This is a genomic window from Corynebacterium hansenii (assembly GCF_030408795.1).
In the GTDB taxonomy this organism is placed as follows: Bacteria; Actinomycetota; Actinomycetes; order Mycobacteriales; family Mycobacteriaceae; genus Corynebacterium; species Corynebacterium hansenii.
This window is the reverse complement of sequence record NZ_CP047211.1, coordinates 1,072,810-1,093,255: the sequence shown is the minus strand read 5'-3', so window position 1 is coordinate 1,093,255 and position 20,446 is coordinate 1,072,810. Positions and strand designations below refer to the sequence as shown.

Annotated in this window: 18 protein-coding genes; 5 read left to right on the top strand and 13 right to left on the bottom strand. The window is 68.7% G+C overall.

What is annotated here, in order from left to right:
* Window positions 1-4: 4 nt before the first annotated feature.
* Window positions 5-859 (bottom strand): ABC transporter ATP-binding protein, encoded by an 855-nt coding sequence (locus CHAN_RS04850; protein WP_048742610.1) that lies wholly within the window; start codon window positions 857-859, stop codon window positions 5-7.
* A 252-nt stretch (window positions 860-1,111) separates the two neighbouring features.
* On the opposite strand from CHAN_RS04850, the gene CHAN_RS04845 reads away from it, so the two are divergent.
* Both CHAN_RS04845 and glgB read left to right on the top strand, forming a co-directional pair.
* Window positions 1,112-3,142, top strand: a complete 2,031-nt coding sequence (locus tag CHAN_RS04845; protein ID WP_290292400.1) for a maltotransferase domain-containing protein — start codon at window positions 1,112-1,114, stop codon at window positions 3,140-3,142.
* Between the two features lie 158 nt (window positions 3,143-3,300).
* On the top strand, window positions 3,301-5,493 hold the full coding sequence (gene glgB / locus CHAN_RS04840) for a 1,4-alpha-glucan branching protein GlgB (RefSeq protein ID WP_290292397.1): 2,193 nt from the start codon (window positions 3,301-3,303) through the stop codon (window positions 5,491-5,493).
* Between the two features lie 21 nt (window positions 5,494-5,514).
* Here glgB and CHAN_RS04835 read toward each other — a convergent pair whose 3' ends face one another.
* On the bottom strand, window positions 5,515-6,645 hold the full coding sequence (locus tag CHAN_RS04835) for a serine hydrolase (RefSeq protein WP_290292393.1): 1,131 nt from the start codon (window positions 6,643-6,645) through the stop codon (window positions 5,515-5,517).
* A 344-nt stretch (window positions 6,646-6,989) separates the two neighbouring features.
* Between CHAN_RS04835 and CHAN_RS04830 the strand changes: the two genes are divergently transcribed.
* Window positions 6,990-7,385, top strand: a complete 396-nt coding sequence (locus CHAN_RS04830) for a TIGR02611 family protein (protein WP_048742615.1) — start codon at window positions 6,990-6,992, stop codon at window positions 7,383-7,385.
* Window positions 7,386-7,442: 57 nt separating this feature from the next.
* On the opposite strand, the gene CHAN_RS04825 is transcribed toward CHAN_RS04830, so the two are convergent.
* Window positions 7,443-8,474 carry a tetratricopeptide repeat protein gene (locus CHAN_RS04825; protein ID WP_290292388.1) on the bottom strand — a complete coding sequence of 344 codons (1,032 nt, stop codon included), beginning with the start codon at window positions 8,472-8,474 and terminating at the stop codon, window positions 7,443-7,445.
* 75 nt (window positions 8,475-8,549) lie between these two features.
* Complete coding sequence (locus tag CHAN_RS04820) at window positions 8,550-8,849, bottom strand: thiamine-binding protein (protein WP_048742620.1); 300 nt, start codon at window positions 8,847-8,849, stop codon at window positions 8,550-8,552.
* A gap of 70 nt (window positions 8,850-8,919) precedes the next feature.
* Between CHAN_RS04820 and mce the strand changes: the two genes are divergently transcribed.
* On the top strand, window positions 8,920-9,372 hold the full coding sequence (gene mce, locus CHAN_RS04815) for a methylmalonyl-CoA epimerase (protein ID WP_290292382.1): 453 nt from the start codon (window positions 8,920-8,922) through the stop codon (window positions 9,370-9,372).
* A 215-nt stretch (window positions 9,373-9,587) separates the two neighbouring features.
* Entirely contained in the window at window positions 9,588-10,223 is a 636-nt protein-coding gene (locus CHAN_RS04810) for a DedA family protein (RefSeq protein WP_353959830.1), read from the top strand.
* Between the two features lie 224 nt (window positions 10,224-10,447).
* Here CHAN_RS04810 and CHAN_RS04805 read toward each other — a convergent pair whose 3' ends face one another.
* From CHAN_RS04805 to atpA, 9 genes are all read right to left on the bottom strand, one after another.
* Complete coding sequence (locus tag CHAN_RS04805) at window positions 10,448-11,422, bottom strand: PDDEXK family nuclease (RefSeq protein ID WP_290292376.1); 975 nt, start codon at window positions 11,420-11,422, stop codon at window positions 10,448-10,450.
* Window positions 11,423-11,639: 217 nt separating this feature from the next.
* Window positions 11,640-13,748 (bottom strand): glucose PTS transporter subunit IIA, encoded by a 2,109-nt coding sequence (locus tag CHAN_RS04800; RefSeq protein ID WP_290292374.1) that lies wholly within the window; start codon window positions 13,746-13,748, stop codon window positions 11,640-11,642.
* Between the two features lie 246 nt (window positions 13,749-13,994).
* On the bottom strand, window positions 13,995-14,276 hold the full coding sequence (locus CHAN_RS04795) for an Rv1322 family protein (RefSeq protein ID WP_048742628.1): 282 nt from the start codon (window positions 14,274-14,276) through the stop codon (window positions 13,995-13,997).
* A 110-nt stretch (window positions 14,277-14,386) separates the two neighbouring features.
* On the bottom strand, window positions 14,387-15,079 hold the full coding sequence (gene nucS, locus CHAN_RS04790; protein WP_048742630.1) for an endonuclease NucS: 693 nt from the start codon (window positions 15,077-15,079) through the stop codon (window positions 14,387-14,389).
* Between the two features lie 32 nt (window positions 15,080-15,111).
* Window positions 15,112-15,633, bottom strand: a complete 522-nt coding sequence (locus tag CHAN_RS04785; protein ID WP_065421507.1) for a DUF2550 domain-containing protein — start codon at window positions 15,631-15,633, stop codon at window positions 15,112-15,114.
* A gap of 294 nt (window positions 15,634-15,927) precedes the next feature.
* Window positions 15,928-16,302: a F0F1 ATP synthase subunit epsilon gene (locus CHAN_RS04780; protein WP_048742632.1), complete on the bottom strand. Its 375-nt coding sequence runs from the start codon at window positions 16,300-16,302 to the stop codon at window positions 15,928-15,930.
* A 12-nt stretch (window positions 16,303-16,314) separates the two neighbouring features.
* The gene (atpD, locus tag CHAN_RS04775) at window positions 16,315-17,754 is read right to left on the bottom strand and encodes a F0F1 ATP synthase subunit beta (protein WP_048742634.1); all 1,440 of its coding nucleotides are present in this window, start codon (window positions 17,752-17,754) and stop codon (window positions 16,315-16,317) included.
* Between the two features lie 2 nt (window positions 17,755-17,756).
* Entirely contained in the window at window positions 17,757-18,737 is a 981-nt protein-coding gene (locus CHAN_RS04770; protein WP_290292365.1) for a F0F1 ATP synthase subunit gamma, read from the bottom strand.
* 52 nt (window positions 18,738-18,789) lie between these two features.
* Window positions 18,790-20,433: a F0F1 ATP synthase subunit alpha gene (atpA, locus tag CHAN_RS04765; RefSeq protein ID WP_048742638.1), complete on the bottom strand. Its 1,644-nt coding sequence runs from the start codon at window positions 20,431-20,433 to the stop codon at window positions 18,790-18,792.
* Between the last annotated feature and the right edge of the window lie 13 nt (window positions 20,434-20,446).

The window sequence follows — 20,446 nt, the reverse complement described above, 5'->3', positions numbered from 1 at the left end:
TTCCCTACTTGCCCCTCCTGTGCGCGCCGGCCTTGCGGGCCCGGCGCGCGAAGAATCGACCGTCGATGCGGTCCACCGCAATGGACTGGTGGAAGGCCTTCGACAAATTCTCGCTGGTCAGCACATCCTCGATGAGGCCCTGGGCGACCACGCCGCCGTCGTCGAGAAGCATCCCGTGCGTGAACCCGTACGGGATCTCCTCGACGTGGTGGGTGATCATGACGATCGCCGGGGCATCCGCATCGAGCGCGAGATCCCCCAGGTACCCGACCAGATCCTCGCGGCCGCCGAGATCCAGGCCGGCGCCCGGTTCGTCGAGGAGCAGCAGCTCAGGATTGACCATCAGCGCCCGCGCGATGAGCACCCGCTTGCGCTCGCCCTCCGACAGGGTCCCCCACGTGCGGTCCGCCAGATGCTCCGCGCCCATTTTCTCCAGGATGTCCGCGGCCTGGTCGAAGTCCATCTCCTCGTACGTCTCGCGCCAGCGGCCCAGCACCGAGTACGAGGCCGAGATGACCAGGTCCGCGACCTTCTCGTCGTCGGGGATGCGGTGCGCCAGCGCGGAGGACGTCAGGCCGATCATCGTGCGCAGGTCGCGCATGTCCGTCCGGCCCAGGCGCTCCCCCATCACCCGCGCCACGCCAGAGGAGGGGAACTCCTCGGCCGCCGCGATGCGCATCAGCGACGTCTTGCCCGCGCCGTTCGGCCCGAGCACCACCCAGCGCTCGTCGAGCTCCACCTGCCAGTCCAGGGGACCGACCAGGGTACGGCCGCCGCGCTTGAGCGAGACCCCGCGAAAGTCGACCAAAAGGTCGTCGTCGAAGTCATCGTCGTTGAAGTCAGTGTCAAAGTCAGCCACGTACCCATCGTGCCCCACTTCACCGCCCCGCGCCCCCGACTCGCTCCCCCGCGTGGCGCGGCGTCCACCGTTCCCCCAACGGGGCCCGCCCGCATTTTGCTCCCGTGTGGGATCACCGGACCTCCACTACTCTGGTGGGGTACCCGCGGTGACCCGCAGGTTTCGGCGGGGACGCTTGCACGACCACTGCACACGGAATCGACACATGGAATCGATCAGATGCGCCGACCGCGGCGCGAAGGAGACTCGAAGGTGACCGGACGACTCGGAATCGACGATGTACGACCCCAGGTTGACGGTGGCGCCACCCCGTCCAAGGCGGTGGCCGGTGAAGTCGTCCCCGTCTTCGCCGTCGTCTGGCGCGAGGGCCACGACGCCCTCAACGCCACGCTGAACGTCAAGGGCCCGAAGGAGTCCACCTTCGCCGCCCGCACCCAGCGCATCCCCATGCGCTTCAGCGACCACGACCCCAACCAGGTCAACGCGACCTTCGTCCCCGACGCCCCGGGCCTGTGGACCTTCCGCGTCGACGCCTGGTCCGACCCGATGGCCACCTGGCGCAACGCCGTGACCAAGAAGATCGAGGCCGGCCAGTCCGCCGAGGAACTGGCCAACGACCTCGAGATCGGCGCCCGCCTGTTCGACCGCGCCGCCACCGGCGCCGCCACCGTCTACCGCTCGCACCTGCGCGGCGTGGCCCAGTCGCTGCGCTCCGACGCCGAGCTGCGCGCCCGCGTCTCCCCCGCCCTGTCCGACGAGACCCGCGGCATCCTGGAGCTGCACCCCCTGCGCGAGCTGCTCACCCGCGGCAAGACCCGCAAGGTCCTCGTCGAGCGCCGCGAGGCCCTGGTCGGTTCCTGGTACGAATTCTTCCCGCGCTCCAACGGCGGCTTCGACGAGGACGGCAACCTGCTGCACGGCACGTTCCGCACCGCGATCCCGCAGCTGGACCGCGCGGCCCGCATGGGCTTCGACGTCGTCTACCTGCCCCCGATCCACCCGATCGGCGAGATCAACCGCAAGGGCCGCAACAACACCCTGACCCCCGAGCCGGGCGACGTGGGCTCCCCGTGGGCCATCGGCTCCGCCGCCGGCGGCCACGACGCCATCGAGCCGAAGCTCGGCGGCGAGGACGAGTTCGCCGAGTTCGTCGCCGCCGCCGAGGAGCGCGGCCTGGAGGTCGCCCTCGACCTGGCCCTGCAGTGCGCCCCCGACCACCCGTGGGCCGCGGCGCACCCGGACTGGTTCACCGTCCTGCCCGACGGCACCATCGCCTACGCCGAGAACCCGCCGAAGAAGTACCAGGACATCTACCCCCTGAACTTCGACAACGACCCGAAGGGCCTCTACGAGGAGGTCCTGCGCGTGGTCCGCTTCTGGATCAAGCGCGGCGTCAAGGTCTTCCGCGTGGACAACCCCCACACCAAGCCGGGCAACTTCTGGGAGTGGCTGATCGAGACGGTCCACCAGACCAACCCCGAGGTCATCTTCCTGGCCGAGGCCTTCACCGCCCCGGCCCGCCTGTACGGCCTGGCCAAGGCCGGCTTCACGCAGTCCTACATCTACTTCCCGTGGAAGACCACGAAGAAGGAGCTGACGGAGTTCGGCGAGGAGATCGTCAGGCACACCGACATCGCCCGCCCGTCGCTGTGGGTCAACACCCCGGACATCCTCCACGAGTTCCTGGTCAAGGGCGGACGTGCGGCGTTCGCCATCCGCGCCGCGCTGGCCGCGACCATGTCGCCGCTGTGGGGCATGTACTCCGGCTTCGAGCTCTACGAGAACGTGCCGGTGAAGGAGGGCTCCGAGGAGTACCTGGACAGCGAGAAGTACCAGCTGCGCCACCGCGACTTCGACGCCGCGCTGGAGGCGGGCGATTCGCTCGAGCCGTTCATCACGCTGCTGAACACCCTGCGCCGCGAGCACCCGGCCCTGCAGCAGCTGCGCACCCTGCGGTTCCACGACATCGGCAACGACAACCTGCTGGCGTACTCCAAGATCGACCCGCTGACCGGCGACGCCGTGATGGTCGTCATCAACCTCGACCCGTGGAGCGCCCAGGAGGGCATCCTCGACATCGACATGAACGCCATCGGCCGCCGCAGCACCGACCGGATCGACGTCCGGGATCTGGTCACCGGCCAGCGCTTCAACTGGGGCAAGCAGAACTTCGTGCGCCTCGAGCCGTGGTCCAACGTCGCGCACATCATCCAGCTGCCCGACGTGCCCGAGAACCTGCGCCGCAAGCTGGCCTGGCGCGACGTCCCCGATTACGAGGGCTGAGCCCCGCCCGCCCCCACCGGCCCCACCCGGGGCCACCCCGGCACGTGACCCGCCTCCCGCGCATACGCTGGAGGCGGGATTCCGGGCCACCCAGTTCGACCCGATCCCCGTCGACCGAAAACGACGCACCCCACGGAAATTCACCTGGAAGGACCGCCATGAGCGCCACCGATCCGCGCCTGACCATCCCGGCCGGAGACATGGATCGTCTCCGCAGCTGCACGCACCACGATCCCCATTCGTTCTACGGCGCGCATCTGATCGACGGCGACACCGTCATCCGCACCCGCATCTTCGGGGCGACCTCGGTGACGGTCGCGTCCACCCGCGGCGACTTCGAGGCCGAGCCGGTGGGCGACGACGTCTACGCGGCGCTGGTCCCGGGCGACCTGGCCTTCGACTACCGCCTGCGCATCACGTGGGCCGACGGTTCCGTCGAGGAGCGCGCGGATGGCTACCGCTTCCTGCCGACGGTCCGCGAGGGCGATCTGCACCTGATCGGCGAGGGCCGCCACGAGCGCCTGTGGGAGGCGCTCGGCGCGCACCCCCGCACCTACGAGACCGAACTGGGCGAGGTGTCGGGCGTGTCCTTCGCGGTGTGGGCGCCCAACGCCCGCGGCGTCGCGGTGATCGGCGACTTCTGCATGTGGAACGGCGCCCAGTACCCGATGCGCTCGATGGGCGGCTCGGGCGTGTGGGAGGTCTTCATCCCGGGCGTCGGGCCGGGCGACGTCTACAAGTTCGCCATCACCACGCCGGAGGGCCACCGCCGCGACAAGGCCGACCCGATGGCCTACGCCACCGAGGTCCCGCCGGCCACGGGGTCGATCGTCGCCGAGTCCGAGTACGAGTGGCGCGACGACGCGTGGATGGCCGAGCGTTCGGCCACCGACTGGCAGTCGCAGCCGATGTCCATCTACGAGGTCCACCTGGGCTCGTGGAAGAAGGACCTCTCCTACGAGGTCATGGCGGAGCAGCTGGTGCGCTACGTCAAGGAGATGGGCTACACGCACGTGGAGTTCATGCCGGTCGCCGAGCACCCGTTCTCCGGTTCCTGGGGCTACCAGGTGACGTCCTACTACGCGCCGACCAGCCGCTTCGGTTCACCGGACCAGCTGCGCGGGCTCATCGACGCCTTCCACGCCGCCGGCATCGGCGTCATCGTGGACTGGGTCCCGGGGCACTTCCCCAAGGACGACTGGGCGCTGGCGCGTTTCGACGGCACCGCCTGCTACGAGCACCCCGACTGGCGCCGCGGCGAGCAGAAGGACTGGGGCACCTACGTCTTCGACTTCGGCCGCAACGAGGTCCGCAACTTCCTGTACGCCAACGCCCTGTACTGGGCGGAGGAGTTCCACGTCGACGGCCTGCGCGTCGACGCCGTCGCGTCGATGCTCTACCTCGACTACTCCCGCAACGAGGGCGAATGGCTGCCCAACCAGTACGGCGGCCGCGAGAACCTGGACGCCATGCAGTTCCTGCAGGAGTTCAACGCGACGGTGCACAAGCACCACCCGGGCTTCCTCACCATCGCCGAGGAGTCGACGTCGTGGCCGGGCGTCACCGCGCCGACCGAGCACGGCGGCCTGGGCTTCGACATGAAGTGGAACATGGGCTGGATGAACGACACCCTGGAGTACTTCTCCAAGGACCCGATCCACCGCTCGTACCACCATCATGAGGTCACCTTCGCGATGGTCTACGCCTACTCCGAGAAGTTCATCCTGCCGTTCAGCCACGACGAGGTCGTGCACGGCAAGGGTTCGCTGTGGGAGCGCATCCCGGGCGACGACTGGAACAAGGCCGCCGGCCTGCGCACCCTGCTGAGCTTCATGTGGGGCCACCCGGGCAAGCAGCTGCTGTTCCAGGGCCAGGAGCTGGGCCAGAACCGCGAGTGGAACCACGACGAGTCGATCGCGTGGGACAACCTCGACGGCTGGGGCGGCGAGTTCCACCGCGGCATCCAGCTGCTGGTCAAGGACCTCAACGCCATCTACCGCGGCACCGACGCCCTGTGGTCGCGCGACGACCGCCCCGAGGGCTTCTCGTGGATCAACGCCGATGACGCGAACAACAGCGTGCTGTCCTTCGTCCGCTACGGCGAGGACGGTTCGGCGCTGGCGTGCGTGTACAACCTGTCGGGCGCGACGCAGGAGCGCTACCGCATCGGCGTCCCCCGCGCGGGCGAGTGGACCGAGGTGCTCAACACCAACGACGAGCGGTACGCCGGTTCGGGCTACGGCCTCAACGGCACGCTCACCGCGCAGCAGTTCGGCTGGAACGGCCAGGACCAGTCGTTCGAGCTGACCCTGCCGGCGCACACCGCGGTGTGGTTCCGCCACGAGGGCTGATCCCGCGGGGCGTGATCGCCCCTAGACCGCGCGGTGGGGGTTGAACCAATCCGGCTCGAGGGTCTCGTCGTAAAGCGGGTCCCCCGGGCCCTCGGTTCCGCCGAGGCGATCGGCGATGCCGTCGCCGTCCGCGTCGGCGTTCCAGGTGGCGGCCTCCTTCGGGCTCGGGGCCTTTCCGCCCGCGCCGAGGAGGTTGTAATCCGGCAGCAGCGCGGCGATCCTGCCGCCGAGCCGGCCCAGCAGGGCATCGGTGAGCTCGTTCATCGGGGTCTCGAAGCGGGTGGTGATGCCGAAGGCCACCGGCCCCGCGCCGGAGTACAGGATGCCGTGGTCGTTCGTGCCCTCGATGGTGTCGCCCGTCTTCTGCGCGGCGCCGCCGACGTACATGGCGAACTTCTGGGCCCCGCCGTAGGTGAGGTAGGTCAGCGCCGTCCGGGCCGTGTCCCGGTCGATGAACGCGTGATCGCCGTGGCCGTCGGCGACCTCCTGGATCCGCGCCATGAACAGCGCCGACTGGCTCGGCGAGAACCACGATCGGTCGCCGGTCGGATTCGGCGTGTTCATCTTGTTGCCCAGGTGGTAGCGCTCGCCGTCCACCCCCGCGTCCTCGATGATCCCGTTGACCGCGTCGAATCCGCCCACGGCGTCGATGAGGGCGTTGGCGGCGGTGTTGTCGGAGTAGGCCATGACGTACCTGAGCAGCGACTCGACGGTGTACTCGCCCGGGCCGATGACGCTTCCGCCCACGGCGTCCTCCCAATCGGCGGTGACGACTTCATCGAGGTCGTCGCCGAACTTGTCGAGGGCCGTCACCACGAGCGGGGCCTTGATGGTCGACGCCGAATACTGCCTCTCGTCGCCGCCCGCCGACGCGGTCAGGCCGCGGTAGGGGCCGTCGATGACGCGGACGTAGGCGGCCAGATCGATGCCGTACAGCTCGGAGAACTCCGCCACGGCGTCATCGAGGATCTCCTGGGCATCGGTCCATTCGACCTCCTCCGCGGGATCCCATCCGTCGGTCGGCTCGGCGACGCGGGTTTCGGTGCCCGGGCCCTCCTCCGGGGACGTTCCCGCGCAGCCGACCAGCATCGCCGTCACCGCCAGGGCGGCCGCGATGAGGCCGGGCCGCTTCCTCGTAGATCCCGCTCGCATGTTTCTCTCCTGGGTATCCGGCCGCGACGGCGGCGCCCGACCTCGGGGCGGCAGCACCTGGACCGCAAAAAAGGCGCCCGAGATTCAGGGGCTCGGGCGCCGTCAAGCTATCTCCGTTAACGGCCGGAAGACTAACACCTCCCCCGCCACCGGGGCATTTCCGGGCCGATGACCGGGCGCCCCCGTCCCCGGCCGCGATCGTTCCCGCGAATGCGACGGAGATTTCGGGGACTCGGGCGGGCGCGCGCGACCGCGGGGTGGCAAAATCGGATGGATGAACCCGCCCGGGGGACCGCGGGCGCCGAACGAGCTCGGATCCCAAAGAGAACTGAGGAGGAGGGACGATGGAGGATCGGATCAGCCGGTTGATGGATCGGATGGGGGAACGCCATGAGCGGATGCGGCGCCGCTGGTACGGTCCGTTCCTCTCCCCCGTGCTGCTGGTGCTGGGCTTTTGCCTGCTCATCGTGGGCATCATCATCTTGCCCACGCCCGCGCCCGGCTGGCTGCTGATCTTCGTCTCGCTGGGTGTGCTGTCGCTGGTCCATCCGCCGATGCGCAGGCTCAACGTCAGGCTGGCACGGCTTTACGACGCTTCGGAGGCGTGGTTCCGCAAGCAGCACTGGGTGACCCAGGTGGCGCTGGGCGCCGTCCTGACCATTTCGGTGGCGGCGATCATGGCGTCGGTGTGGTACTTCGTCGCCCCGGACGACTGGCCGTACACGAGGCAGGACGCATGAACCCGCCGCAACGGCCCCGGCTCGTCGGGTGGGGCGCCACCGCCGCCGCGCTGAGCCCTAGAACAGCGCGCTGGCCATCCGGCGGCGGGCGTCGAGGGCGACGGGGTCGGCGGCGTCGAAAAGCTGCAGCAGGTCCAGCAGCCGGTCCTTGATGGCCGTGCGGTCGTCGCCGAACACCGTCGGCAGCAGGGCGAGCAGGCGCTCCAGTGCCTGCGCCGGGTCCCCGACGAGCATCTCCACGTCGGCGGCCTCCAGCGCCAGCTCCACGTTCTTCGGGTCGGCGTCGGCGCGCGCGACGGGGTCGGAGGAACGGTCGATCTTCTGCGCCCGGGCCAGGAACGCCACGTTGGTGCGCGCCGCCTTCAACTCGGCGTTGGCCGGCTCGGACTTGAGGATCTCGTCGTAGACCGCCACCGCGCCCTCGAAGTCGCCCTCGTTGAGCTTCTCCTCGGCGACCTCCAGGCGCGGGTCGTCCGTCGGGGGCTTCATGCCGGCGCCGTCGCCTTCGCCGGGGCCCTCCTCCCCCTCGCCCATCATGCGGGTGCCGGCGGGCAGGCCCTTGAGGCGGCCGCGCGTGGCATCCATGACCGCCTCGATCCACTGGTCCATGTACTCGCGGGTCTGCTCGCCGACGAACTGGCCGATCGGCTGGCCCATCGCCACGGCCACCACCGTCGGCAGGGCCTGCACGCCGAAGGCGCGGGCGACGTCGAACTGCGTGTCCGCGTCGACCCACGCGGCGATCCAGTTGAGGTTGGCCTCCCGCGCCATCTCCTCCAACGTCAGGCGCAGGCGCACCGACTCCGGCGACGCCACGGCGCCGATGAGCACCACCACCGGCACCTGCTCCGAGCGGATGACCACCTCGGGCTCGAAATTCTCCGCGGTGACCTCCACCAGCGGCGGCAGCCCCTCCCCCTGGTCGGAGATGCGCTTCTCCGCCTCCGCGCGGGCGTCCGCCTCGCGCTTCAGCGCCTCCAGATCCACGGTGCCCGGCGGCGGCGGGGGCGTCGAACACGCGCGGTGGCCGCCGTGGGAGTGTCCGTGCGAGTGCGAGTGACCATGGGAATGTCCGTGGGCGTGCGTCATGGAAATGGGATCCTAGCGTTCGTCGAATCGGGCGGAATGCGGGGGGATGGGCCGTCGTAAAGCGAAAAAGCGGGGCTACTCGGCCAGCCTGCGCTCGACCGCGTCGACCTTCGCCGACAACTGCCCCGTGTACCCCGGGCGGATGTCGGCCTTGAGCACCAGCGACGTGCGCGGCGCGACGGAGGACACCGCCTCGGTGGCGCGCTTGACCACGTCCATCACCTCGTCCCACTCGCCCTCGACGAGCGTGAACATCGAATTGGTTTCGTTGGGCAGGCCCGACTCGCGGACCACGCGGACGGCCTCCGCGACCGCGGCGGACATCCCCTCATCGGGGTCCGCCGAAGCGGGGGCGACGGAAAAGGCGACGATCATGGGCCCCAGGGTAGCGCCCGGCGCGCGGCCCGGGGGCGGGCGGCGGAGCGAACGCCGTATTCTGGAGGGCATGACCGAGAACAACGTCACCGTCCCCCACCACTTCGTCACCCACGTCGACCACGTCGGCATCGCCGTCCCCGACTTCGACGCCGCCGTCGAGTGGTACCGCGCGAACATGGGCTTCGTGAACTACCACGAGGAAATCAACGAGGAGCAGGGCGTCCGCGAGGCCATGCTCGGCCCGGCCGAAAAGGTCGAGGGCGGCACCCTGGTCCAGATCCTCGCCCCGCTGAACGAGGAATCGACCATCGCGAAGTACCTGGACAAGAAGGGCCCCGGCATCCAGCAGTACGCCCTGCGCGTCACCGACATGGACGCCCTGATGGCGCATCTCAAGGAGCAGGGCACCCGCGTGCTCTACGAGGTGCCCAAGAACGGCACCGCGGGCTCCCGCATCAACTTCGTCCACCCGAAGGACGCCGGCGGCGTGCTGCTCGAGCTCGTCGAGCCGGCCAAGTAGGTCCCGCTTTTCGCTTTACGACGCAGCCCCGGCGCCCGCATCACGCGGCGCCGGGGCTTCGTCGCTGCCGCTGCCGTTCACGGTCCTCCGCTACTGTCGCAGGGGTGAACCAGCAGCCGAACGAGCGTCCCGAGGGGACCGAAGACGAGCGCAACGGGAAAGGCCGGGCCGAGAGGGGCGGGGCCGACCGCGAGCAGCCGGAGCTGCCCTCCTTCATGAAGGACCCGGAGCCGATGGACAAGGTCCTGCTCGGCCTGCTCATGGCCATGGGCGTCTACTCCATGGCCATGCTGGCGCTGCGCGCGTGGATGCTGACGCACCCGCTGGCGTACTCGTTCCTGATCGGCGGCTACACCAGCGCGACGGTCTCCGGCGCCAACGTGTCCGTGGGCAACGGGCAATGGTGGATGTACCTGGGGGCGTCCCTGGTCGGTGCGCTGAAATTCGTGCCCGTCTACTGGCTGATGGGCAAGCGGTGGGGCATGGAATTCATCGAGATGTCGCTGCAGTACATGCCCAGGGCGCACCGGTTCTTCAGGAAGGCCATCAAGCAGGAGGCGTCGCGCACCCGCGCCATCACCCTGGGGCTGCTGCCGCTGGGGTACGCGCCGGGGCCGGTGCCGGGCACCGTGCTCAACGCCGTCGCCGGCCTGCTGAAGGTGGGGTTCGGCCTGGTGATGGCGCTCAACATCGCCAGCGTCCTCGCCCTCAACGGCCTGTTCATGTGGCTCGGCTACACCTTCGGGGACCCGGTGCTGGAGGTCGTCAACCTGGTCAACCGCTACATGCTGTGGGTGACGCTGGGGCTGCTGGCCATCGTGATCATCCGGGCGCGGAAGAAGACGGCGTAGGGCTGCGGCGCCGCCCACCGCTTCCCCCGGCGCAAACCCACCCCGCCCAGCGCTGTCCACCGCTTCCCCCGGCGCAAACCCACCCCGAATGCGCAACCCCACCCCGCCCAGCGCCGTCCACCGCTTCCCCGGCGCAACCCCACCCCGAATGCGCAACCCCACCCGTTACAGCGGGTGGGTCTGCGCATTCGGGGTGGGTTCAGCGGCGAAAAGGGCGGGTGCTCTCACCTGCGCTGGGACGACGGATCCGCGAGCCGATGATGCCCCGTGAAGTCCGACCCCTGCGCCTGCCGCTGCCGGTACGCGTCGACCAGCACGGCGATGCACCGCCCCGAAAACACGTCGTCCCACTCCAGCCGGATCACCCGCACGCCGGCATGAAGCAGCAGATTCTGGCGGTCCAACTGCTTGCGCGCCACCTCCGACGGAGCACCGAATTTGCCGGAGGTCTTCACCAAGCCGTCGAATTCGATGACCAGCCCGAGCTCCGGCCAGAAGAAGTCGACCACCGCGAGCCAATTGCCGCGCCGGTCGTACAACGCCACCTGTTGCAGCGGCTGCGGCAGCCCCGCACGGTCGATGCACCAGCGGACCAGCGATTCGCCCGCCGATTGGCTGCGGTCCGACGCCAGCGCCACCACGCGCCGCGCCTCTTTGATCCCGCGCCGGGGCCCCATCGAACGCAGCTCGGCGGCGAAGGCATCGGCATCGCCGCATCCCCGCCACATCACCGATTCGGCGACGACCAACCCGGCCTTGAACCCGTGCAGCACGCACGTCTCCAGCACGGTCCGCACCGGGGAGGTGACCCTGATTCCGCGCGAGATGTACACCGTGCCGGCGGATTTCACGGCCCGCCGCGTGACCGTCCGCCCTCGGTGCCGATCCTTCGATCCGACCGCGAGCACGTCCACGCGCCCGTCCCCCGGCCTGAGGAACGCGAACCCCATGATCGCCGCGGCCGCCGGCCCCGTCACCACCGATGCGCCATTGGTCAGCCCGACCGCCATCGCCAGCAGCACGTAGGTCTCGTGCGCCGGCCGACTTGCCGCAATCGCGTACACCCCTCGGACGAGCCGCTCGATCCGGCCCCGAGCAACCGCCGACCGCAGCAGCTCCGGCCCCGCCTCCCCCTGCATAGAGCTGAGCACCAGGCCCGTGTCCCCGTGCACCGCAAACGTCTCCCGGTCCCCCGGCATCGCTTCTCCCCCATTTTCCGCATCATGCGAGCGCCGGCTTTCGGCCCTCCCGCCGTGTTAGACGCGGACCGGAGCCGATCGGTTCCCCCGAATCGCGCAAACCCACCCCGAATGCGCAACCCCACCCGTTACAGCGGGTGGGTCTGCACATTCGGGGTGGGTTAGCCGGCCTCGGTGCCGCCAGGGGGTGGGTTTGCCCGAAAGAAGCAGCGGGCGTCTACGCCTGCTCGGCCTCCGTCTTCGGCGGCTTCGGGGTCGCCTCCAGCAGCTCGTCGCCGATGGCGATCGGGCCCTGCTTCGCGACGACGTCGACCGAACCGAACTTCCTGTGGTTCGTCACCAGAACCGGGGTGATCGGCGAGTAGCCGGCGGCGACGATGGCGTCGCGGTCGAAACGCACCAGCGGGGTGCCCGCGGTGACGTGATCGCCCTTGGACACCAGGAACTCGAAGCCCTTGCCGTCCATGTTCACGGTGTCGACGCCGATGTGGACCAGGATCTGCAGGCCGTTGTCCAGCTTCAGGCCGACGGCGTGGCCGGTCGGGAAGGTCACCATGACCTTGCCGTCGGCGGGCGCGACGACGGTGTCGCCATCGGGGTCGATGGCCGCGCCCTTGCCGACCTTGCCGGCGGCGAAGGCGGCGTCGGGCACCTCCGACAGCGGCAGCAGCGTGCCGCTCATCGGCGCGGCGACGGCGAGGTCGAGCTGCTCGGCGGTCGGGGCATCGGCGACGGCCACGGCGGTCGCGGCGCCGGCGCCCGCACCGGCGGCGGCGGTCGCGGGGACGGCGGCGTCGTCACGCGAGGATTCGGGCAGGGGCGCGTTGGCCGCTTCCTCGACCTCGGCCATGGCGGCGGCGCGCTCGCGGGCGATGCGCTCGTGGGCGTCTGCCTTCTCCTCGGCGGAGCGGTAGTCGAAGAACAGCACCAGCAGCAGCGACGTGAAGAACGCCGCGGCGATGCCGATGACGTAGCCGCCCAGCGGGTCGAACGCGCCGACGGTCAGCATCGAGGTGAACACGAAGGCCTTGGCCTTGACGTTGAATAGGCCCATCACCACGCCGCCGACGAAGCAGCCGGGCAGCAGGCGCAGGTAGGTCTTCTTGAAGCGCAGCACGACGCCGTAGAGGCTGGGCTCGGAAATGCCGCCGAGCAGGCCGGCGAACATGCCGCCGGAGGAGACCTGGCGCATGGAGGCGTCCTTCTCGCGCATGGCGACGATCATGACGCCGGTGACCAGGCCGAAGCACGCGAAGTTCCACGCGCCCATGGGGCCCTGGATGAAGTCGTAGCCCAGCGACGCGATGTTCTGGATCATGATGGCGTTGAGCGGCCAGTGCAGGCCCAGCGGAACCATGAACGGGTAGATCAGCGGCACGACGATGGCGAGGACGAACGGCGAGAACCCGTTGATGGCCAGCAGCATGTTGGAGATGCCGTTGCCCAGGCCGATGCCGAACGGGCCGACGAGGAACGCGGTCAGCGGGATCATGATCAGCAGCGAGAAGAACGGCACGAACACCATCTGGATGTCGCCCGGGATGATCTTCTTCAGGCCCTTCTCCACGAAGTACAGGATCACCGCGGCGAACAGCGGCGGGAAGACCTGGCCGGCGTAGTCGTTGAGGACCATCGGCAGGCCGAAGACGGTGACGGTGTCGCCCTGGCTGCCCAGCTTGAGGAACTCCGGGGTGAGCATCGCGGCCGGGATGGCGGCGCCGACCCACTCGTTGGCGCCGAGCTTGCGGGCCGCGGTCGCGCCGACCATGACCGGCAGGAAGTAGAACACCGACCGCCACATGGCGTGCAGGAACTGCCACGTCGGCGGCAGGGTCTCGCCCTCGGGGGCGCTGAACGACTGGATGCCGAAGGTGTCGGCCAGCACCAGCAGGGTGATGATCAGCGACGCGCCCAGCAGTGCCCACAGGACGGGGCGGAACGTGTCGGACAGGAACTCGAAGCAGAAGTCGACCCAGCCGAACTTGCCGCGGACGCCGTCGTACTCCTTCTTGCCGTCGGCGCCGACCTTCGGCCCGCGGGACGCCTTGGCCGAGCCGCCGCCGGATTCGCCCATGCCCGGCTGGCGGACGAGCGCCTGGTGGTAGTTGCCCACGTCGCCGCCCATGATCACCTGCAGGCCCGTGGAGCCCTGCGGCACCACGCCGAGCACCTTGTCGTCGGCGTCGATGGCGTCCTGGTCGGCCAGGGAGAGGTCGTGGAGGTGGAAGCGGAGGCGGGTGGCGCAGTGCGTCACGGAGGAGATGTTCTCCGGCCCGCCGACCTTGTCGAGGATGAATTTCGCTGTGGACTCGACCGTAGCGGCCACTGAGGTCCCTTTCGTCGGCCGCGGCCGGACATGACCGGTCGCGGGGGCTGCCGGAAACGAAGGCCGACCGGGTCCGCGGTTCCCGCCTCACACCGCGGGACGTGCGGTTATGTCCGAATCTTGGTCCGATTCCGGTACTGTCAGCATTCAGACTACTCCCGCGGATGCCCGAACGGAATAGTGACCTTCCCGGAATCTTCCGGTTGCGCCCGTTCGATGCATCCGGGATGCAGCCAGCCCCGGCGGCTAGCCCCGGCGGCGGGTGATTCCCCGGTCCGCGCGCTTGCCCCAGCAGTTGCGGTGCCAGTGCCGGCGGTCGTCGGCCCGCCCCCCGTAGTCGGCCGGCCACGCCACGACATGCGCGACGCCCGGCGGAATCTCCTGGTCGCAGCCGGGGCAGCGGTACCACTTCGTCGCCTGGCCCGATGCGACGTCGCGCACGTGGAAGTCCTCCCCCGCCAGCCTCCCCGGCCCCGGTTCGGTGCGCGTGTTCTGGAATGCGCCGAGGCTCGGCAGCGGCCTCGTCACCGCATTTTTGCTTTGCGACGCCCCGCGTCCCCGTCCTCCGGCGCCCTTTCCCAGGCGACGCTTCTTGCCCCGTCCCACTTTCCCGCCTCCGACTTTGACCGTTCGGGCGCTCAGAAGAGGCGCAGCTCGTTGGACTCGGTGCCGCGCAGCGTGTCGTAGTCGACGACCACGCACCGGATGCCGCGGTCCTCGGCGAGGGTGCGGGCCTGCGGCTTGATTTCCTGCGCGGCGAACACGCCGGCGACGGGGGCGAGCATCTCGTCCCTGTTGAGCATGTCCAGGTAGCGGGTCAGCTGTTCCACGCCGTCGATGTTGCCGCGGCGCTTGACCTCCACGGCGACCGTCGCGCCATCGGAGTCGCGGCCCAGCAGGTCCACCGGTCCGATCGCCGTCGGGTACTCCCGGCGGATGAGGGTCCAGCCCTCGCCGAACGTGGTGAAATGCTCCGCCAGCAGCTCCTGCAGGTGGGTCTCCACGCCGTCCTTGACCAGCCCCGGGTCCTGCCCGAGTTCGTGGGTTTCGTCGGAAAGCACCTCGGAAATGGTGATGCGCAGCTGCTCCCCCTTGGAGTTCTCCACGATCCACAGCAACTCGCCGGTGTCCTCCCCCGACTCGTCGAGAATCGGTTGCTCCGACAGCGAGCACGGCGGGGTCATCCAGTTCAGCGGCTTGTACGCCCGGTCATCGGCGTGGACGGAGACCGAACCGTCCGCCTTGACCAGGAGCAGGCGCGGGGCCTCCGGAAGGTGGGCGGTGAGACGGCCGACGTAGTCGACGGTGCAGCGGGCGATAACGAGGCGCATGCCCACCACCCTAACGATGCGTGGCGTGCGCCTCAGCGACGGCCCCCGCCGGAGCGGCCGTTGGAACGGCCCTCGCCGGCGCCGCGGGCGCGGACCCTGCGGAAGCGCTCCTCGATGTTCGTGGGCAGCCTGCGCGTCTGGCGCACCGACGGCGACGACTCCACCCACGCCACCAGCGCGGTGTCCCCGGAATCGTCCACCGCGAGCTCCCACTCGCCCTGCCCCGCGACGGAAAAGACGACCACGTGGAGCCCGCGATCGAAAAACCCCGCCTCGATCGTGGTGGGCTCTCGGCGAGAGAGGATTTCCACGTCGCTGCGGGGGAAGGACAGATCCGCGCCGGGACGGAGCGAACGGAGCTTGTATACGAAGGCGGTGCAATCCGTGTACTTGAACACGCCATGACGCCACGCGCCGCCGTCCTGGGCGGGAATCGGGCGGATGATCACCGGCGTGCCCTTGGAACGCAGCTTCGCGAACCTCCACAACGCCAGCGCTCCCCCGAGCAGCAGAACGAAGGCAACGACAAGCACGAAGACGTTCAGGGCGTCCACAATGACCTCGTTTCGCTCGCCCGCGGAGCGGGAAGATGGCGCTGGATGGGTGCCGGGATGGGTTATGGGGTGGGGCTTGAAAGGGTGCTGGAAAGGGTGCCCGAAAGGGCGCCCATAAGGGTATTGAGAAAAGCCTAGTCGACGCCCGGGCCGCCGGTAAAACGAACGGCGGAGCCGGCTGCCGGGCGGCCGTCGGCAAGCAAAAGAGAAGGGCGCCGGAACCACGCTTTCACGTGGTTCCGGCGCCCCTCCCCCGATGCGGGTGAAGAACCTGGTCGTGCGACCGGTTGCCGCCTAAGCGGCGCCCGAGGCGCGGCGCGAGGCGCGCAGCTCGGACTCTGCCCGTGCCTTGACCTCCGGGTCATCCGACTGGAGACGGGACTCCGCGTCGGCGACGTCGACCTCGTCGGCCCAAACGGCCTTGTCGGCGAGGACGGTGATCTTGTGCGTGGACACGGAGAGGAACCCGCCCTGCACCGCGGCGACCAGAACCTGGCCGTCGTCGGTCCGGATGGTCACCGTGCCCTTTTCGGTCAACTGGCCGAGGAAGGGCTGGTGGCCGGGCAGCACGCCGATCTCACCCTCGGTGGTCTCGGCCGTCACGGAAGTGGCCCTGCCCTCCCAGAGCTTGCGCTCGACGGCGACCAGTTCGGTGGCGATGTCAGCCATGTGGAACGCCCCTTACTTCTTCTGCATCTCGGCGTACTTCTTCTCGACGTCGTCGAGGCCGCCCAGGCCGTCGAAGGCCATTTCCGGGTAGTTGTCGAAGTCGCCCTTGCAGATGCGGTCGAAGGCCACGATGGTGTCCTTCAGCGGCACGTAGGAGCCCGGCAGGCCGGTGAACTTCTCCGCGACGAAGAAGTTCTGGCCCAGGAATCGCTGGATGCGACGGGCGCGCTGGACGGTGACCTTGTCCTCCTCGGACAGCTCGTCCATGCCCAGGATCGCGATGATGTCCTGGAGCTCCTTGTTCTTCTGCAGGATGTTGATGACCTGCTGCGCCACGCGGTAGTGCTCCTCGCCGACGATGGACGGCTCGAGGATGCGAGACGTCGACGACAGCGGGTTCACGGCCGGGTAGATGCCCTTCGACGCGATGGAGCGGTCGAGCTCCGTGGTGGCGTCGAGGTGGGCGAACGTGGTCGCCGGAGCCGGGTCGGTGTAGTCGTCGGCGGGCACGTAGACGGCCTGCAGAGACGTGATCGAACGGCCCTTGGTCGACGTGATTCGGTCCTGGAGGACGCCCATCTCGTCGGCCAGCGTCGGCTGGTAGCCCACGGCCGAGGGCATGCGGCCCAGCAGGGTCGACACCTCGGAACCGGCCTGCGTGAAGCGGAAGATGTTGTCGATGAACAGCAGCACGTCCTGGTGCTGCACGTCACGGAAGTACTCCGCCATGGTCAGGCCCGACAGCGCGACGCGCATGCGGACTCCCGGCGGCTCGTCCATCTGGCCGAAGACGAGGGCCGTATCCTGCAGCACGCCCATCTCCTCCATCTCGAGGAAGAGGTCCGTGCCCTCACGCGTGCGCTCGCCGACGCCGGCGAACACCGACGTACCCGAGAACTCGCGGGCGATGCGGGTGATCATCTCCTGGATCAGAACGGTCTTGCCGACGCCGGCGCCACCGAACAGGCCGATCTTGCCGCCCTTGACGTAGGGGGTCAGGAGGTCGATGACCTTGATGCCCGTCTCCAGGATCTCGGTCTTGCCCTCGAGCTGGTCGAAGGCCGGGGGCTCGCGGTGGATGCCCCACTGCTCGCCGTCGCGGCCGAGGCCCGGCTCGTCCAGGCAGTCGCCCATGGCGTTGAAGACGTGGCCCTTGACGACGTCGCCGACCGGAACCGAAATCGGCTTGCCCGAGTCGATAACCTCCGCGCCGCGGACCAGACCGTCGGTCGGGGCCATGGCGATGGTGCGCACCAGGTTGTCGCCCAGGTGCTGCGCCGTCTCGAGGACGATCTTCTTGGCGACCGACGGAAGGGTAACTTCCACGGTCAGCGCGTTGTACAGTGCCGGGAGCTCGTTACGCGGGAACTCCACGTCGACGACGGCACCGATGACACGCACGATGCGGCCGGTGGCCGTCGCAGTGTTCTGCTCGTTGAGAGCTGTGCTCATATCTAGTCACTTTCTCCGCTGTCGTCGAGCGCACCGGCGCCACCGACGATCTCTGTGATTTCCTGGGTGATCTGCGCCTGACGGGCCTGGTTGGCCACGCGCGAGAGGTCCTTGACCAGCTCGGTCGCGTTGTCGGTCGCGGACTTCATGGCGTTGCGTCGCGCCGCGGACTCGGAGGCGGCGGCCTCCAGCATCACGGCGAACAGGCTCTTCGACACGTACTGCGGAAGCAGCTCCGAAAGCAGCGTGTCGGCATCCGGCTCGAATTCGTAGTCCGGGTGCAGGTCCCCGCCGCCGTCGGAAAGCATGTCCTCGCCCAGATCCATCTCCTCGGTCTCAATGACCGGCTCGATGGGCAGCATCTGGTGCGCCCGCGGGATCTGGGACAGCATGGACACGAACTCCGTGTACACCACGTGCACCTGGTCGAAGCCCTGGATCGGCTCTCCCTCGGCCACGCGCAGTCCCTCGCGGTACTTGGCGGTGCCCTCGGAGGAGGCGACGAACCCGTCGATCAGGTGGCGACGGACGTCATGGGTGAGGTCGTAGTCCGGATCCTGGGAGAAGCCCTCCCAGGTGCCGGCCAACGGCATCTCGCGGAAATCGTAGTAATCGATGCCCTTGCGGCCCGTGACGTAGGTGACGGTCTCGTACCCCTCGTCCTTCAGGGAGGCGCGGAGCTCCGCGGCCTTCTTCAGGACGTTGTGGTTGTAACCGCCGCACATGCCGCGATCGGACGTCACCACGAGAATCGCGGCACGGGACGCGCCCTCGCGCTCGTGCAGCATCGGGTGATCAAGCGAGGAAGCCGAGGCGAGGCGACCGATGACGCTCTCGATCTCGTCGGCGTAGGGCTGGGAATCCGCAACGCGGCGCTGCGCCTTGGTGATGCGCGAGGTCGCGATGAGCTCCTGTGCCTTGGTGATCTTCTTCGTCGAGTTCACCGACTTGATGCGGTCTCGAAGTTCACGAAGATTCGCCATGTTCTAACGCCTCCCTTCATTTTCGATAACGGTCATTGCAAACACGCCCCGACTACTTCGCGGCGGACTTGCGGGAGACCGAGATCTGCTCCTTGGTCTTCTCGCCCTCGGCGAGGGGCTCGGCGGGAGCCTCCTTCACGACGGGCGCGCCCTCCGAGGTCTGGAAGCCCTTCTTGAACTCCGCGACGGAGCTCTTCAGGGCGGCCTTCGACTCGTCGGTGAAGGGCGTGCCGCCCTCGATCTGCTCGAAAACGGCCTCATTGTTGGAGTACAGGTACTCCATCAGCTCGGTCTCGAAGCGGCGCACGTCCTCGACCGGGACGTCGTCGAACTCGCCCTCGCCGGCCAGGTAGATCGAGGTCATCTGGTACTCGACCGACTGCGGCTGGTTCTCCTTCTGCTTCAGCAGCTCGACCAGTCGCTGGCCGCGCTCGAGCTGGCGCTTGGAGGCGTCGTCGAGGTCGGACGCGAACATGGCGAACGCCTCGAGGTCGCGGTAGGACGCGAGGTCCAGACGCAGGTTGCCGGAGACCTTCTTCATGCCCTTGGTCTGCGCGGCGCCGCCGACTCGGGAAACCGAGACGCCGACGTTGATGGCCGGGCGGACGCCCTGGTTGAACAGGTCCGACTCCAGGAAGACCTGACCATCGGTGATGGAGATCACGTTGGTCGGGATGAAGGCGGAGACGTCGTTGGCCTTCGTCTCGATGATCGGCAGGGCGGTCAGCGAACCGGCGCCCATGTCGTCGGACAGCTTCGCCGCGCGCTCCAGCAGACGGGAGTGCAGGTAGAAGACGTCGCCCGGGTACGCCTCGCGTCCCGGCGGGCGGCGCAGCAGCAGGGAGATGGCGCGGTAGGCCTCGGCCTGCTTGGTCAGGTCATCGTAGATGACCAGGACGTGCTTGCCCTGGTACATCCAGTGCTGGCCCAGGGCGGCACCCGCGAAGGGGGCCAGCCACTTGAAGCCGGCGGCATCGGAGGCCGGGGCGGCCACGATGGTGGTGTACTCGAGCGCGCCGTGATCCTCGAGGGTCTTGCGCACGCCGGCGATGGTCGAGCCCTTCTGGCCGATCGCGACGTAGATGCAGCGCACCTGCTTCGTCGGATCGCCGGACTCCCAGTTCGCCTTCTGGTTGAGGATGGTGTCCAGGCAGACCGCGGTCTTGCCGGTCTTGCGGTCACCGATGATCAGCTGTCGCTGACCGCGGCCGATCGGGGTCATCGCGTCGATGGCCTTGATGCCGGTGGCCATCGGCTCCTCGACCGGCTGACGCTGCAGCACGGACGGGGCCTGGAGCTCCAGGACGCGGTCCTCTTCGGCCTCGATGTCGCCCAGGCCGTCGATCGGCTGGCCCAGGGGGTTGATAACGCGGCCGAGGAAATTGTCCCCGACCGGGATGGACAGGACATCGCCCGTCCGCTTGACCTCGTCGCCCTCGGCGAGCGACTCGAAGTTGCCCAGCACCACGACGCCGACCTTGTCGGTGTCGAGGTTCTGCGCGACGCCGATGACGCCGCCCGGGAACTCGAGAAGCTCGTTGGTCATGACCGACGGCATACCCGCAACCTGCGCGATGCCATCAGCAGCACTGATGACCACGCCGACCTCCTCGCGGGAGGCCTCCGGGGAGTAGCTCGAGGTGTAATTCGCAATCGCGCTACGGATCTCGTCGGAGGAGATCGTCAGCTCCGCCATGTTCTTCCTGCTC